13 protein-coding genes and 1 pseudogene are annotated in these 15313 nt (G+C 66.1%); 8 read left to right on the top strand and 6 right to left on the bottom strand.

Annotated elements, in window-relative coordinates; translation table 11 throughout:
* Positions 1 to 16 precede the first annotated feature (16 nt).
* Together ACHQ4I_RS33705 and ACHQ4I_RS33710 are read left to right on the top strand one after the other, a co-directional pair.
* Positions 17 to 1258, top strand: a complete 1242-nt coding sequence (locus ACHQ4I_RS33705) for an MFS transporter (protein WP_420775930.1) — start codon at positions 17 to 19, stop codon at positions 1256 to 1258.
* 320 nt (positions 1259 to 1578) lie between these two features.
* Positions 1579 to 2172 carry a zinc ribbon domain-containing protein gene (locus ACHQ4I_RS33710; protein WP_420775931.1) on the top strand — a complete coding sequence of 198 codons (594 nt, stop codon included), beginning with the start codon at positions 1579 to 1581 and terminating at the stop codon, positions 2170 to 2172.
* Positions 2173 to 2654: 482 nt separating this feature from the next.
* Here ACHQ4I_RS33710 and ACHQ4I_RS33715 read toward each other — a convergent pair whose 3' ends face one another.
* Positions 2655 to 3281 (bottom strand): TetR/AcrR family transcriptional regulator, encoded by a 627-nt coding sequence (locus tag ACHQ4I_RS33715; protein ID WP_420775932.1) that lies wholly within the window; start codon positions 3279 to 3281, stop codon positions 2655 to 2657.
* A gap of 231 nt (positions 3282 to 3512) precedes the next feature.
* On the opposite strand from ACHQ4I_RS33715, the gene ACHQ4I_RS33720 reads away from it, so the two are divergent.
* Both ACHQ4I_RS33720 and ACHQ4I_RS33725 read left to right on the top strand, forming a co-directional pair.
* Positions 3513 to 4445, top strand: a complete 933-nt coding sequence (locus ACHQ4I_RS33720) for a metal-dependent hydrolase (RefSeq protein WP_420775933.1) — start codon at positions 3513 to 3515, stop codon at positions 4443 to 4445.
* Positions 4445 to 5593 (top strand): annotated as a pseudogene (locus tag ACHQ4I_RS33725) (hypothetical protein); the annotation flags it as partial. The gene ACHQ4I_RS33720 and the pseudogene ACHQ4I_RS33725, both read left to right, overlap by 1 nt.
* Here the strand turns inward: ACHQ4I_RS33725 and ACHQ4I_RS33730 are convergent.
* The 4 genes from ACHQ4I_RS33730 to ACHQ4I_RS33745 form a co-directional block, all read right to left on the bottom strand.
* Positions 5537 to 6280, bottom strand: coding sequence for a 16S rRNA (uracil(1498)-N(3))-methyltransferase (locus tag ACHQ4I_RS33730; protein WP_420775934.1), 744 nt, complete (start codon positions 6278 to 6280; stop codon positions 5537 to 5539). The pseudogene ACHQ4I_RS33725 and the gene ACHQ4I_RS33730 sit on opposite strands and share 57 nt — an antisense overlap.
* Before the next feature lie 3 nt (positions 6281 to 6283).
* Positions 6284 to 7435 carry a molecular chaperone DnaJ gene (dnaJ, locus tag ACHQ4I_RS33735; RefSeq protein WP_420775935.1) on the bottom strand — a complete coding sequence of 384 codons (1152 nt, stop codon included), beginning with the start codon at positions 7433 to 7435 and terminating at the stop codon, positions 6284 to 6286.
* A 209-nt stretch (positions 7436 to 7644) separates the two neighbouring features.
* Positions 7645 to 8676 (bottom strand): heat-inducible transcriptional repressor HrcA, encoded by a 1032-nt coding sequence (hrcA, locus tag ACHQ4I_RS33740; protein ID WP_420775936.1) that lies wholly within the window; start codon positions 8674 to 8676, stop codon positions 7645 to 7647.
* 121 nt (positions 8677 to 8797) lie between these two features.
* Entirely contained in the window at positions 8798 to 9400 is a 603-nt protein-coding gene (locus ACHQ4I_RS33745) for a TetR/AcrR family transcriptional regulator (RefSeq protein ID WP_420775937.1), read from the bottom strand.
* Between the two features lie 101 nt (positions 9401 to 9501).
* On the opposite strand from ACHQ4I_RS33745, the gene ACHQ4I_RS33750 reads away from it, so the two are divergent.
* The 4 genes from ACHQ4I_RS33750 to ACHQ4I_RS33765 are packed head-to-tail and all read left to right on the top strand — an operon-like array spanning position 9502 to position 13899.
* Positions 9502 to 10458, top strand: a complete 957-nt coding sequence (locus tag ACHQ4I_RS33750; RefSeq protein WP_420775938.1) for a fumarylacetoacetate hydrolase family protein — start codon at positions 9502 to 9504, stop codon at positions 10456 to 10458.
* A complete protein-coding gene (locus tag ACHQ4I_RS33755) occupies positions 10455 to 11612 on the top strand; it encodes a thiolase family protein (RefSeq protein ID WP_420775939.1) in 1158 nt (385 codons plus the stop codon). The genes ACHQ4I_RS33750 and ACHQ4I_RS33755 overlap by 4 nt, the downstream gene beginning before the upstream one ends.
* On the top strand, positions 11609 to 13111 hold the full coding sequence (locus tag ACHQ4I_RS33760; protein WP_420775940.1) for an AMP-binding protein: 1503 nt from the start codon (positions 11609 to 11611) through the stop codon (positions 13109 to 13111). Before ACHQ4I_RS33755 ends, ACHQ4I_RS33760 begins: the two co-directional genes overlap by 4 nt.
* Positions 13108 to 13899, top strand: coding sequence for a cyclase family protein (locus ACHQ4I_RS33765; RefSeq protein ID WP_420775941.1), 792 nt, complete (start codon positions 13108 to 13110; stop codon positions 13897 to 13899). Before ACHQ4I_RS33760 ends, ACHQ4I_RS33765 begins: the two co-directional genes overlap by 4 nt.
* Positions 13900 to 14288: 389 nt before the next feature.
* Here ACHQ4I_RS33765 and ACHQ4I_RS33770 read toward each other — a convergent pair whose 3' ends face one another.
* Positions 14289 to 15092: an alpha/beta fold hydrolase gene (locus ACHQ4I_RS33770; RefSeq protein ID WP_420775942.1), complete on the bottom strand. Its 804-nt coding sequence runs from the start codon at positions 15090 to 15092 to the stop codon at positions 14289 to 14291.
* Positions 15093 to 15313: the final 221 nt, after the last annotated feature.

A 15313-nucleotide genomic window follows, 5' to 3' on the forward strand; every position in this document is an offset into this window, starting at 1 on the left:
GGACGGAGGAGGTGCCATGACCAGCACGGATACCCGCTCCAGGAACACAACGCACGAACGTCGGATTACCACGGCGCTATTCGCCGCGGGGCTGACCACCTTCGCGTCGATGTACAGCGCGCAGGCGTTGCTGCCCAGTCTGTCGGCGGCCTTCGGCGTCGCCCCGGCGCAGGCCGCGCTGGCGGTGTCACTGACGACCGGATTTCTGGCGTTGGCGATCATCCCGGTGAGCGCGCTGTCCTCGCGGATCGGGCGGACCAGGACGATGACGGGATCCGCGGTGATCTCGGCCGCGATCGGTCTGCTGCTGCCGCTGAGTCCGTCACTGGAGCTGCTGCTGGCGGGGCGGGCGCTGCAGGGTGTGGCGCTCGCCGGCGTGCCCGCCGTTGCGATGGCGTATCTGGCCGAAGAGATCGGCGGCGATGGGTTGGGTACCGCGATGGGCGTTTACGTCGCGGGCACCTCGATCGGCGGGTTGGCGGGACGGTTGATTCCGGCCTACGCACTGGACCTGACGTCGTGGCGCTGGGCCCAGGCGGCGATCGCGGTCGCGGCGGCCGGTTGCACCGCCTGGTTCGTACGCGGGTTGCCACCGTCGCGTGGATTCCTCGCTCGACCCGCCGGAATGCGCACCGCGCTCGGCGATCTCGGCACACCGCTGCGGCACCCAGGGCTGCTGGCCCTGTTCGGACTGGCTTTCGTGCTGATGGGCGGTTTCGTATCGATCTACAACTTCCTCGGCTACCGGCTGATCCGGCGGCCCTTCGAATTGCCTGCTGCCGTGGCGGGTTCGGTGTTCCTGCTGTATCTGGCGGGCACGCTCGCCTCGGCCGCCGCCGGGCATTGGGCCGATCGCATCGGCAAGCACCGAGTGCTCGCGGCTTCCGTCGCACTGATGGGCGTCGGTGTCCTGGTCACCATCCCGGACCAGTTGATCGCGGTCATCCTCGGGATAACACTGTGCACCGCAGGGTTTTTCGGTGCTCACGCGGTTGCGAGCACCTGGGTCGGCGCGATGGCTACCGGAAACCGCGGCGCCGCGTCATCGTTGTACCTGTTCGCCTACTACCTCGGTAGCGCCATCATCGGCAGCGGCGCCGGCATCGCATATGCCAAGGGCGGATGGATCGGCCTTGCGGCCTGCGTCGGGGCGCTAGTGGCGCTGGCCGCAGTTCTGGTGTGGTACTTGACGATTCACGCTCACCGCGGGTACGAGACCCGCGCCACCTCCGAAGTATGCGCCGCGCCCACGGCCTGATACCCGGCGGTGGCTGCCATGTCGGCGCTCATGACGGCGAATCTCAGGCCGACACGATCTCGGTGCCGCCGCTGAGGGCGAATGGCTGCATGTGCGCGGCCCGAGTGACGTCGCCAGCAATCGGAAAGCAATGTCACCAGATAGCGGCACATGGATAAATCCCAGGCGTTGGATCACATGCAGCGAATATCGAGGGTCGCCACATGTTAACTAGAACGGAAGTCTGGTCGATCTACTACAGTGACCGATATCAGATTCTCTTTCTTCGGGGGTTTCACATGCTGATTTGGGGCTGGCAGAAGCGTCTCCACACGCTCGCCATGATCACCTTGGTTTGCGGCAACTGCGGCAATCCCGCCGCCCACGCACTGCGCAAACTCGTCACCAAGTTCACGCTCTTCTTCATCCCGCTCTTCCCGCTCAGCACCAAGCACTCCCTGGAATGCACCTGGTGCGGCGCATCGTCACCGCTCGCAGCGAACCAGGTCCCGGACCTCCTCGCCCGCGCCAACGCCGACAGCGCGGGTCCCGCCCAGTACCAGCAGCCTGCCCCCGGTGTCCCCAATGCGCAGCCCGCCCTCGGTGCACCCAACGCGCAACCGACTCCTGGGGCACCCAACTGGCCCCAGCAGACCACCCCAGGCGCACCCAATGCGGGCTGGCCTCAGCAGGCTGCCCCCGGTGCGCCCAACACCAGCTGGCAACAGCCCGCTCCGGGCGCGCCCAACACCAACTGGCAACAGCCCACTCCCGGTGCGCCCAACACCAACTGGCAACAGCCCGCCCCCGGTGCGCCCAACACCAACTGGCAACAGCCCGCCCCCGGCGGACAGCAGCCCGCCCCCGGCGGACCCAACGCCTCCTGGCAGCAGCAGCCTGACCCCGGCGCGCCGAACGCGCCCTGGCAGCGCTGACCCGCGCGACGGTCGGCCGACAACGACCGACCGCAGCCGACTGGCACCGGCAGCAGCCCATCCTCAGCGCACACAACACCAACCAACAGGGGCATTGGGGGCAGGGACAGCCTGCCCCTGGCACGGGCCGACCGGAGCTACGGTCGGCCCACAACGACCGACCGCAGCCGACTGACACCGGCAGCACGACCGACCGCAGCCGACTGGCACCAGCAGCAGCCCGCCCTTGGCGCACACACACCAACCAACAGGGGCGTTGGGGACTCAGCCTGCCCCTGGCGCGGGCTGACCGAAGCTACGGTCGGCCGACAACGACCAACCGTAGCCGACTGACACCGGCAGCAGCCCGCCCTCGGCGCCCCCAACGCCAACCGACCGGGGCTTTGGGTGCGCAGCCTGCCCCTGGCGCGCCAACACCCCTGGCAGCGCCCGAACGGCATACGGCCGCAATGGGATGACGGCCCGCACCGGCCGCGACCGGCTCAGCCCCTGCGTCGCCCGTCCGGCATCGGCTGGGCGATGATCGCGGCTCCCATCCAGCGTCGTAGATATCGACGCAGCTCATCGTCGCTCCGTGGCGGATTGCCCGGAGAAACGAAGAACGACTGCATCGTTCGCAGGATGTATTCGACGAGTTCGTACAGCGACGTGTCGTCGTACCCGTACTGCTCCCAGTCGACGTCGAAGCGTTTGATCATCGTCATTCCGAAGGTCTGCGCCTCTTCGGAGGTAAGGCTTTCGGGGTGCACATTCGAATATGTGCTCGAGAGCAGAATGCCCAGGTGGGGCGTCCGGCGCACCTCGGCCAGCGTGTAGACCACACCCTCGGTCATGGCTTCGACAGGATCCTCGATACCGCTGACCTGCTGTGTCAGCCGATCCAGAAAACCGTCGACCGATGCGATCGCCGCGGCCTGCATCAGCGCGTCCGCACTGGGGAAGTACCGATACACCGTCTGACGGATGACACCCAGCGACTCCGCAACGTCGGCGATGCTGATCTCCGACCCCGTTCGCCCGATCAGCTCGACCGCGGCGGCGACTATTCGACGGGACGCTTCTTCATCGCTGTTCGGGGGACTCCCACCCCATCCGCGCCTTCCTGCCACTGCTCGCTTCCTTGGCTCGAACCATGTCCGTCGCGTGCGAAACCGACTGCGGGGCAACCCCGCCGACCGTCCGGATCAGGGGCTCGACGCTACCACAGGGCCACCGTTGTCCCAGCTCGAGCAAGCGGGGCCGATTCTGATCATACACTTCGACCGATCTGTGTATGATCAGCCGCATCGAGGCTCGGCGCGTCCGAACAAGCCCCCTTCCGAAACACGAGGTGCAGCCAAGTGACCGATCTACAGGTCCGAAAGATGCGATTCGCATTCGCGGACTACGACGTACCGTTCCTGTGGAACGAACAGAATCCGGCCTTCTCGTCCATGGCCAACGCGGTGTCCTTGCTGGCAATCGGCTTCGAGAAGATGATCGTCAATATGATTCGCGAGGCCATGCCGCGGATAACCGATCCCGCGGTCGCGGAAGAGGCGGACGCGTTCGTTCGCCAAGAGGGACAGCACTCGACCGCCCACCGCCAGCACGCCAATGCTCTGATCAGGCGATACCCCGGGCTCCAGGAAACCCTCAACGAAGTAATCGCGGAATTCGACCGCCTCACCGTGCATACCTCCCTGGAATATCGGCTCGCCTACACCGCCGACTTGGAGGCCACCTTCACCCCGGTGTTCAAACTGATGCTCGACAACGATTCGACCCTGTTCCGGCCGGGAGACGACCGCGTCGCATCGCTGTTCATCTGGCACTTCGTCGAGGAAGTCGAACATCGCAGTTCCGCGCTGATCATCTTCGATTCCATTGTCGGCAGCGACACCTACCGCATGCGCATGGCCCCGTCGATCTTCCGGCACGTCATGAAGGTCATCAGGATCGCCTGCGCAGGATTCAATAAGCATGTGCCGCTGGAGGATCGGCGCATCGATGCACTGGCGATGTTCGCGACGCACCGGGGTAAGCAGAAGCTGCGGAAATTGTTGCGGCTGCCCGTCGAGGACAACGGCCCGATGTCGCGCGCGTTCGACGATCTACGACTCGGTGCACAACTGATCGCGCTGGTCGGCATCGTCCGCAGTCAATTGCCCAAGCACAACCCGGATCACGAGAAACTGCCCGCACTCGCCGATGTGTGGTTCGAGCGCTATAACGCCGGTTACGACGTATCGCACTGGTACACCGCCGATACCGTCGCAGCGCAGGGGGACTGATGGCCGATCATTGCGCACCCACCTTCGACCAACTCGCCGAAGCGCTCGGCTTCTCCTGTGCGGAGGCCGGTGGACTCGTCGAGGTGCGAAACCCTTTCGCATTGGAGAACTGGACGCTGCCGGTGCTGGAGTTCACCATCGTCCTCGGCGCGGTGCTCGCGCTGGTCTACGCGATTGTGCGATTGCGTCGTCACGGCGATCCCACCAACCTCGTGGTCTGGTTCGGCGCGACCGCTTACCTGTTCATTATCGAACCGCCGCTGTACTTTCCCGCGGCCTTCGGCATCGACGCACACGTCGACACGATGTTCGCGCACAACGTCTTCACCGTGGATTTCCTATGGGGCCGACTCCCCCTCTATATCGTCGCGATCTACCCACTGATGGCCACACTGGCCTTCGAAATCGTCCGAATGCTCGGAGTCTTCCGGCGGTACGGCGTGCTCGTCGGCGCAGTCTGCGTGGGGTTCGTCCACCACGGCTTCTATGAGATCTTCGACCATCTCGGACCGCAGCGGCGCTGGTGGGAGTGGTCGATCGAAAACCCGCTCAATCAACCGATGTTCGATTCGGTGCCACTCCCGAGCGTGGTGGTATTCGCCGCGCTGTGGCCGATGTCGCTGGCGTTCTTCGTCCAGTTGTTCGTCGGTCGCCACGTCGACCAGGGGCGCACCTTCTCCGGAGCGCAATTGGTATGGCGCACTGTCGTAATCGGCGTACTCGGGTCTTTGGGCACAGCCGTATTGCCCATCCCGGCAACGCTGTTCGGTGTCGGAAATACCCCGTTGCGCGGATTCCTCTATGCGGCCGAATTAGTCATCGTCACCATCGTCGCGATCCCGATCCTCACCCGCCAGTGGCTAGACCATTCGGACACTCCGCGCTACACGAACGGCTTCGTGCGGATTTACAGCGTCGTGTATTTGGGCGTGATGGCGTTGCTCTGGGTGACCGCGCTGCCCGATTACTTCGCCGCCGTCGACGGTTCGACGAGCAATGGCGACCCCATCGGCAATCTCTGGTACACACTGGCGTGCTTCGCGGTCGCAATACTCTGCGTGGTCGCCATCTTCACGGTGCGAACTCGCGACTCACTGCCAGCGGGGGGTCAGCGCGCCCAAGGCGCCGAGAGCCACGGCGGCGGCAGTGGAGGTGCGCAAGACGGTGGGGCCGAGCAGGGTTACGTCGGCGCCCGCGGCAGCGAAGGCGGTGAGTTCGGAATCGTCTAGACCGCCTTCTGGGCCGACGATCAACATGATCTCGGTCGCCTTGTCGAAGGGGAGTTCGACGAAGCGGGCGGTACCGGATTCGTGCAGGGCCACCACGATTCCGCCCGCGGCGATGATGCCGGGAATTCGATCGAGTAGATCGCGGGTGCGGTGCAGGTCTGCGACCTCGGGGATATAGGCGCGGCGGGATTGGCGGGCGGCCGAGCGGGCGGCGGCGCGCCATTTCTCGACGGCCTTGTGCGCCTTGCCTTCCCAGTTCGAGACGCAGCGGTGCGCCTGCCACGGAATGACTGCGTCCGCGCCCGCTTCGGTCATCAGCTCGACCGCGAGCTCGGAGCGGTCGGATTTCGGCAGCGCCTGGACGACCGTCACGCTCGGGGTCGCAGGTGTGGCGAGCGCCCGGTTCAGGACCTTCAGCTCCAGACGATCCTTCTGTGCCGCAACGACTTCCGATTCGGCTAGCAAGCCGTTCCCATCGGACAACGTGATCGCCTCGCCGACCCGGGTGCGGCGCACCGTCGCGGCGTGCCGCCCTTCCGGGCCGTCGAGGATCGCGATGGCACCCGGCTCCGGAATATCGGAGAGGTAGAAGACCGTGGCGGCCAACGGCTATCGCCCGCTGAACGACGCCCGCAGCCGGGCGAACAGGCCGCTGTTGTGCTCGGACTGTGCCGACATCACCTCGGCGCGCTCGACAGCGCGCAGACCCTTGTACTTGCGCAGCAGGTCGGTCGCCTTGGCGTCGAGTTTGGTCGGCACCACGATGTCCAGATGCGCGAGCAGGTCACCGCGCGCACCGGAACGCAGGCGCGGCATGCCGTGGCCGCGCAGCACCGAGATCTCGCCCGGCTGGGTGCCCGGCGGGATGGTCAGCTCGGTCGGGCCGTCCAGGATGGTGTCGATGACGACGGTGGTGCCGAGTGCGGCATCGACCATCGGCACCCGAATGGTGCAGTGCAGGTCATCGCCGTCACGTATGAAGACATCGTGCGGCTGCTCGACGATCTCCACGTACAGATCGCCCGCATGGCCGCCGCCGGGACCGACCTCACCCTGCGCGGCCAGCCGCACCCGCATGCCATTGGCGACACCGGCCGGAATCGGCGCGGCGATCTCGCGACGCGCCCGCACCCGGCCGTCGCCACCGCACTTGTGACACGGATCGGGGATGGTCTCGCCCGCGCCGCGACAGGTCGGACACGGACGCGAGGTCAGCACCTGACCGAGGAACGAACGCTGCACCGACTGGACCTCACCGACGCCGCCACAGGTCTCGCAACGCACCGGCTTGGACTTGCCGTTGGTGCCAGCGCCGTGGCAGATATCGCAGAGGATGGCGGTGTCGACGGTCAGATGTTTGGTGACACCCACCGCGCACTCGGCCAGGCTGAGCCGGGTCCGCAGCAGCGAATCCGCGCCGGGCTGCACCCGGCCACGCGGCTTGCGCGTCCCGCTGGAACCGCTCATGCCGCCGAAGAATGCCTCGAAGACATCGCCGAGCCCGCCGAATCCGGCGCCCGAGAAGCCCGCGCCGCCGCCACCGGACTCCAGCGGGTCGCCGCCCATATCGACGACGCGCCGCTTCTCCGGGTCCGACAGCACCTCGTAGGCGGTCGACACTTCCTTGAACTTGGCCTGCGCCGCCTCGTCGGGGTTGACGTCGGGGTGGAGTTCCCGCGCCAGCTTGCGGTAGGCGCGCTTGATCTCCTGGTCGGTCGCGTTCTTCGCGACGCCGAGCAGTCCGTAGTAGTCCCGTGCCACTTGAGTCTCTAGTCCTTGGTTTGCAACAGCATTAGTCGGATGCACTCAACTTTATCCGCCGAAGGATCGAGGGTAACAGCGACGTCGGCTGATCGTTTCGAGCGACCTGCAAGCAATCGCTACGGGCCCGTTTCGAGCGACCTGCAAGCAATCGCTACGGGCCCGTGTCGAGCGACCCGCAAGCAATCGCGACGGCCGGACGCCGCCCCTCATCGCTCCGCGAGCACCTCACCGATATAACGGGCAACGGCCGCAACCGATGCGATGGTCCCCGGGTAGTCCATGCGAGTCGGGCCGAGCACACCCATGCCACCGAGTACCGCACCCGCGGCACCGTAGCCGGTCGACACTACCGAGGTCCCGCGCATCTGCTCGACCTGGGTTTCTTCGCCGATGCGCACTGTGACGGTACCCGGATGCTGTGCCGCCGCGAGCAACTTCAGCACGATCACCTGCTCTTCCAGCGCCTCGAGCACATCGCGCAGCGAACCGGGGAAGACGAAATCGGCGGCATTGCGGGTCAGGTTGGCGGTGCCGCCGAGGACCAGCCGCTCTTCCGGATGCTCGACCAGGGTCTCGACGAGCACGGTGGACACGCGCACCAGCACGTCCTTGAGTCGCACCGGCGCCCGCTCGGGCAGTTCGGCGACCGCCGACGAGGCGTCGGACAGGCGCTTGCCGTCCATGGCGCCGCCGAGCATGCCGCGCAGCGCGGCGAGGTCCTGGTCATCGATGAGCGCACCGAGTTCCACGAGACGCTGGTCGACGCGGCCGGTATCGGTGATCACCACCAGCAGCAGCCGCGCCGGATTCAGCGCGACCACCTCGATGTGGCGGACCGTGGAGGCCGAGACCGTCGGATACTGGACAACGGCGACCTGGCGTGTGAGCTGGGCCAGCAGGCGGACGCCGCGGCGCAGCACATCGTCGAGATCGACGCCGGACTCCAGGAATTCCATGATCGCCCTGCGCTCGGCGGGCGAGAGCGGCTTCACCTCCGAGATGCGGTCGACGAACTGCCGGTAGCCCTTATCGGTGGGAATGCGGCCGGAACTGGTGTGCGGCTGGGTGATATAACCCTCGGCCTCCAACACCGCCATATCGTTGCGGACCGTCGCGCTGGACACCCCGAGGTTGTGCCGCTCCACCAGCGTCTTCGACCCGATCGGTTCCTTGGTCGCGACATAGTCCGCGACGATCGCGCGCAGGACCTCGAAGCGCCGCTCCTCGGTGCTCGACATGGTCCCCACCTCCTGGCTCGTCCTCGGGCATGTCTGTTTATCCAGTCTAATTGCCTATCCGACAATTGCCCGTTCGCACACCTGCGCAACCGTCCAGCACGGGTGATCCAGGTCCTGTCCGCTACTCCGGTCCGCGTCGCGAACTGCGCAGTGCCAGTTCGAAAACCTGCCGCAGTGCGCCGAGACCGGTTGCCGGATCGACCGATTCGTCGAGCCGGTGCATCACATTGACGCCGATGCCACTGCCGAACAGCGCATCCGCGAGGGTCGCCGAGTCCGGCATATCCGGTGCGTCGGCGGTGATCTGGCCCACCGCGTCCACCCAGAATTGCCTGCTGTTCTCGTAGCCCGCTATGTAGGCGTCACGGATCGGCCCCGGAGCCAGCATCACCTCGGGCAGCACCGTGGCGAAGGTCCGCCCGCAGGGTCCGTTCACCACCGACAGATGCGCGTCGATCAGCACGGCGAGACTGAGGTTCCCGGCCTCGGCGATCCGCTTGCGGTACTCCTCGACCGCGGTCGCGAAGGCGTGCTTGATCACCTCGACGATCAACCCGTCCTTGGATCCGAAATGCCAGGCGATAGAACCGCGGCTGATACCGGCCCGCTCGGCCACCGCCTGGACCGAGGTCCCTCGCGGCCCGACCTCGGCCACCAACTCCATTGCCGCTTCGAGCAAGCGACGACGGCTCTCTGCTGAGGACTCCTCGCGACGACCGGCCATGCCGCGAATTCTCTCATGACGAAAATCCTATGCCGATCATCCTTGCCTATGCTGAGCGTCCAATCATATGATGCAAGTCCAATAACTCATCGGAGAGTGATATGCGCCTCATCACCTTTGCCACCGACCGCCAGCGCGTCGGAGCCCTGCTCGACGACGACAAAACCGTCCTCGACCTGGCCCTGGCCGCACCCGATCGACCCGAATACGCCTCGATGCTCGCCCTGATCGAGTCCGGTCCCGACGGCCTGGACCGGACACGCGAACTCGCGGCCACCCGACCGCCCGGCGCGCTGCTGGATGCGGCCGACGTCCGGTGGTGCGCGCCGTTGCCGCGGCCACCCCGGGTGCGCGACTGCGGCCTGTTCACCGAGCACCTCGCCGCCGCGCTGCGCGAAATGGCGCGACGCCAGGCCGCCGCGGCCGAGGATCCCGCGACTGCCTTCGAGCAGTTGATGGCGAGCGGCCGGTTCACGCTGCATCCGCTGTTCGCCGAGCAGGTGCTCTACTACACCGTCGATCCGCTCACCATCTCCGGCCCCGGCGACACCATCGCCCCGCCCGAGGGCGCCGCGGAATTGGACTACGAGCTGGAGATCGCCGCCGTGGTCGGCCGCAGCGGGCGCGATGTGCCGCGCGAAGATGCCGCCGACTATGTCTTCGGGTACACGATCTTCAACGATTGGAGCGCTCGCGATCTGCAGTTGAAGCTCATGCAGACCGGCATCGGCGCGGGTGCCGCCAAGGACTTTTCGACCACGCTCGGTCCTTGTCTGGTGACCGCGGACGAAATTCCGGATCCGTACGCGCTGACCATGCGTGCCCGGGTGAACGGCGCGGAGTTGTCGTTGGGCAGCACGGCGACGATGACCCATACCTTCGCCGACGCGATCGCCCAATTCAGCCGCGTCGGAGGGGTTTTCGCGGGTGAGGTCATCGCGTCCGGCACCGTCGCATCGGGAACCGGCTTCGATGTGGGACGGCATCTGTCCGCGGGCGATGTGGTGGAGCTGGAGATCGAGGGCATCGGGACACTGCGCAATCAGGTGGTGCTGTGAACGGCGTGCGGATCGCGGGCGTGGCGCGGACCGCGTACGGCCGGTTCCCGGAGCGTGGCTTCGCTGAACTGGCCAGGACCGTGCTCGCCGACTGTGTACGCGACGCGGGTGCCGATCATGGCGATATCGGTGCGGTGTTCTTCGCGAACGCCGGTCAGGGCGCGGTGGAGGGTCAGCACACGATCCGTGGGCAGGTCGCGTTGCGTGGGACCGAGGTCATGGGCGTTCCGATGGTGAATGTCGAAAATGCCTGTGCCAGTGGAGCTACCGCGTTTCACCTGGCGGCGCAGGCGATCGCCTCCGGACAGGTCGAAGTGGCGTTGGCGATCGGTGTGGAGCGGTTGTCGGCGGCCGATCGGGAGACCGCGGGGAAGCTGTTCGACGGCGGTATCGATGTCGCTCATCGTGATCAGGATCTGGCGCGACTCGGGGTCGGGCCGGGCGAAGGCACCGTGTTCATGAGCATTTATGCCGCACTTGCCGATCGCTATGGGCTCGACCAAAAACGGCTTGCCGCAGTGACTTCCAAAAATCGCGGGCACGCTGCCTTGAATCCGCTCGCCACTTATCGCACACCGCTGACGGTCGCCGAGGTTCGCGCCGCGAGGGTGATCGCTGCTCCGCTGACGAAGCCGATGTGCGCGCCCATCGGGGATGGTGCGGCGGCAGTTCTGTTGTGTGGTGGTCGATCTCGGCTCGCCGATGGCCGAGCGGTGCGGGTTCGTGCCAGTGCGCTGGCCTCGGCGACGGATTCCGACGGTGATCACATCAGCCGTCGCGTGGCCCGAATTGCCTACGCGCAGGCGGGGATCGGCCCCGAGGACGTCTCGGTCGCCGAGGTGCACGACGCTACGGCCGTCGGTGAGATCTTGCAGACGGAGTTCCTCGGCTTGGCCGATGCCGACGCGGCGGCCCGCGGTGACACCGCGCTCGGCGGGCGTCTGCCTGTGAATACGTCAGGCGGCCTGGAGTGCAACGGGCATCCGATCGGTGCCACCGGACTCGGCCAGTTGTATGAGCTGGTCACCCAATTGCGCGGTGCGGCAGGGCCGCGCCAGGTCGAGGGCGCGCGAATCGGTCTGGCCGAGAACGGCGGCGGCTTTCTCGGGGTCGAGGAGGCCGCGGCGGCGATCACCATCCTGGAGGCGCCGTGAATATAGCTGTCGTCCTGCATCAGTCGGCCAGGCACGATCCCGACGCGCCAGCGGTTTGTCACGGCGATGAGGTGGTCTACACCTTTGCCGAGCTGGCCGATGCCGCGTATCTGATCGGCCGGCGATTCATCGAGGTGCTCGGCATGCGGCCCGGCGAGCGAATCGCATTGGCGATGACGAACTCTCCGCAATATCTCGCGGTGCTGTTCGGTGCGTGGTGGGCCGGGCTGGTGGTGGTGCCGATGAACGCCCGGCTGCATCCGCGCGAATTCGAGGAGCTCATCGCGGACAGCGGCGCGAAATACTGTGTCACGAGCGAAGATATCGAGTCGCCGCAGACCGTGCCCGTGCTCGGCGTTGCCGAACTCACCGCATCCGGTGCGGCAGGTGCGCGATCGGCACCCGCCAGCGTACGGCCCGAGGATCCGGCGTGGCTGTTCTATACGAGCGGTACGACCGGAAAATCCAAGGGTGCCACGCTGACACACCGCAACCTGGTCACGGCAGTGCTGAGCACCCTCGCCGATATCGGTGACGCGGCGTCGGCTTCGCTGCTGCATCTCACGCCGCTATCGCATGCGGGTGGGCTTTTCGCGCTGGCATTTGTTGCCCGTGGCCGTGCGAATCTGTTGCCGCGCAATGGATCCGTCGATGTCGTGACCTTGACCGAATCGCTCACCGCATTCGGGCCGGTGTCTTTCTTCGCGGTACCCACCATCCTGCGGCGACTTCTGGAACCGCGGCTGCTGCCGGACGAATTGATCCCGCGGGTTCGGCGCATCTTCTATGGCGGTGCGCCGACCTATGTCGACGACCTGCGCAAGGTGGTCGCGCGGTTCGGGCCCGAACGGTTGTGGCAGGCCTTCGGCCAAGGCGAATCGCCGTGCACCATCACCCATCTCACGCCCCAGGAGCATGTCGATCTACCGACCGACGGCCGCCTGATGAACGTCGGCCGGGCCCGGACCGGTGTCGAGGTCGCGATCATGGATGCCGCGGGTGCGCCGCTGGCGGCCGATGCCGTCGGTGAGGTCGTGGTGCGCGGTGACACCGTGATGTCCGGCTACTGGAACAACCCGGAAGCCACCGCTGCCACATTGCGCGACGGCTGGCTGCACACCGGGGACGTCGGCCGGATGGACATTCTCGGCCGCCTCACCCTGGTCGACCGCGCCAAGGACGTCATCATTTCCGGCGGTTCGAATATCTATCCGCGCGAGGTGGAAGAGGTTCTGCTCACCCACCCCGCGGTCGCCGAAACCGCCGTCGTCGGTCGCGCCGACGCCGAATGGGGTGAGCTCCCGGTCGCCTTCGTGGTCACGGCCCCGGACACGACCGTGACCGCCATCGAACTCGACGCACTCTGCCTGGACCGGCTGGCCCGCTACAAACGCCCACGCGACTACCTCTTCGTCGCCGAACTCCCCAAGAACGGTTACGGCAAAGTCCGCAAAACCGAACTGAGAGAACATATCTCCACAAAGAAAGGTCCGCAATGACGCGCCTGATCGATCTCACTTACCCCATCGACCCTGCCTTCCGCGATACCGTGCCGGTACCCGAAATGGCCTCGATCGTCGGCCCCACCGTGCAGTGGCTCACGCACAAGGACACCGGCCGAGCGATGATGCTCGAACTCTTCGGCTGCACCCCGGATGATCTCCCGGACCAGGAGGGCATGGCCGGCGAAGTGCTCAACGACTTCGGCACCCACTGCGGCACCCACGTCGACGCACCGTGGCATTCCGGCAGCGTCAGCGAGGACCGACCCGCCCGAACCATCAGCGATATCGAACTCTGCGAACTCTTCGTCCCCGGCATGGTTCTCGATGTCCGCGAATGGGCCCGCCCCGGCGAAGCCATCCCCGTGGACGCACTGAAATCCGCCCTCGCCGCCACCGGCCGCGAAATCCAGCCGGGCGACGCAGTATTGATCCGCACCGGCCAGGAGCGCTACCCCATCTCCGACCCGGCCTACTTCAACTACCCCGGAATGTCCGGCGCCGGAACAAGATTCCTCGCCGACCAGGGCGCGAAAATCCTCGGCACCGACGCCCTCGGCTGGGACCGCCCGATCCCCGTCATGGTCCGGGCCTTCCAAGAATCCGGCGACCCCCGCGAAATCTGGGACGGCCACTACGCCATCCGAGACAAGGAAGCCTTCATAGTCCAACAACTGGACAACCTCGCCGCCCTCCCGCTGACCGGCTTCACAGTCGGCTTCTTCCCGATCAAACTGATCGGCACCAGCGCAGCACCGGCCCGAGTAGTCGCCTTCCTCGACTGACACCCGCCGTCGCCGAATCGGACGCGTAGCCTCTCGCGGATACCACACCCGCACAGCGCGTCCGATATCGACGAGCGCGATTCCGATTGTCCTGGCGATGGGGCTGATACTCGCGCGCATTTGTCAGGGCGTGCGGGGGAGGCGACGGCGACCGGTGGTGAGTTCGGTGGCCAAATCCTCATAGGCGACGGCCAATTCGGCCAGGCGCTCCCAGCACGGTCAATTCGCGAGCCGCGCGCAACAACGGATAGTCGGTAGCGTAACCCCGACATGCTTGCAGCAGTTGCAGTCTCGTCGGCAGTGAATCGCTCATCGTGGCACCCCGCGAGTGGCGGCGCGCGGCCCATGGTGGACGCTGCGGATCCGAAGCGATGGCTGAAGACGATCGATCACCGACCGGCCGCGGACTCCACTACGGCCGCTACCGCGGCGGGTTGGGAGACCAGGGAGGCGTGGGAGGCGGCGATTTCGGATGTGGTCGCGCCCATGCGATTTGCCATGAAGCGTTGGGAGGCAGGGGGAATCACGTGGTCGTCGGCCGAGACGAGGTACCGGCTCGGGATGGAGGACCATGCAGGTGGGCCGGAGGGTTCGAGGTTTGCGGAGACGGCTAGGGAGCGTTGGTGGGCGATCATGTCGGCAGCGACGTCGGGGCCCACGTCTTGGGCGAAGACGGCGTTGAAGCGGTCGGGTGCCACGTAGCTGTCGAGATTCCTGCCCGCCACGCCGTTCGCATCGTCTACGAGTCGGAACTGCAGTGCCGGAGGCAGCAGTTGGGTGCCGGGGAAGCGGATCGGGTCGATTTCGAGCAGCGCGAATTCACCCTGCACCGGGGCGAAGGCGGCAATGTAGACCAGCGCTTGGACTTTCGGGTCGTGCACGTTGCTGATGACGAAGCCGCCGTATGAATGACCAACCAGGACAACGGGTCCCGAGATGGTGTCCAGCGTCCGCTGTACGGCTGCGGCGTCGTTGGCGGGGCCGCGCAGCGGGTTGTCCGGTGTCACCACCTGATAGCCGCGGTCACGCAATACCGCGGCGACGCCGTTCCAGCTCGTGGTGTCGGCGAAGGCGCCGTGCACCAGCACGATCGTCGGCAGGGATGCGGCGGTCGCAGGTGTGGCCGCTAGGACGGGCGTGATAGCGAGAATGAGCGCCGCGATTCCGGCGCGGAGGCTACGAGTGATGTTCATCAGAGTCCTGTCTGTCGTCAGTCCTTGATGCTGTCAGCTGTAGATGCTGTCACTCTTTGCGAAGAGCCAACAGGTAAGTCCTGAAAGATCGCACGAAATCACCGCACAATCCGCGCTCGATAAGGCTGCGGAGGACCGTTCGGCAGACGACTTCACGCCCACTGCCGAATCGGCGCGATCTGATCGTCACAGTGCGCGACCTGTATCGGCACCGCGATGCC

The organism is Nocardia nepalensis (assembly GCF_048910785.1).
GTDB lineage: Bacteria > Actinomycetota > Actinomycetes > Mycobacteriales > Mycobacteriaceae > Nocardia > Nocardia nepalensis.

Bases quoted from the DNA above. Each gene is read 5' to 3' on its own strand.
- ACHQ4I_RS33705 (WP_420775930.1), top strand. From the start codon at position 17: ATGACCAGCACGGATACCCGCTCCAGGAACACAACGCACGAACGTCGG.
- ACHQ4I_RS33710 (WP_420775931.1), top strand. From the start codon at position 1,579: ATGATCACCTTGGTTTGCGGCAACTGCGGCAATCCCGCCGCCCACGCA.
- hrcA (WP_420775936.1), bottom strand. From the start codon at position 8,676: ATGTCGAGCACCGAGGAGCGGCGCTTCGAGGTCCTGCGCGCGATCGTC.
- ACHQ4I_RS33745 (WP_420775937.1), bottom strand. From the start codon at position 9,400: ATGGCCGGTCGTCGCGAGGAGTCCTCAGCAGAGAGCCGTCGTCGCTTG.
- ACHQ4I_RS33750 (WP_420775938.1), top strand. From the start codon at position 9,502: ATGCGCCTCATCACCTTTGCCACCGACCGCCAGCGCGTCGGAGCCCTG.
- ACHQ4I_RS33765 (WP_420775941.1), top strand. From the start codon at position 13,108: ATGACGCGCCTGATCGATCTCACTTACCCCATCGACCCTGCCTTCCGC.
- ACHQ4I_RS33770 (WP_420775942.1), bottom strand. From the start codon at position 15,092: ATGAACATCACTCGTAGCCTCCGCGCCGGAATCGCGGCGCTCATTCTC.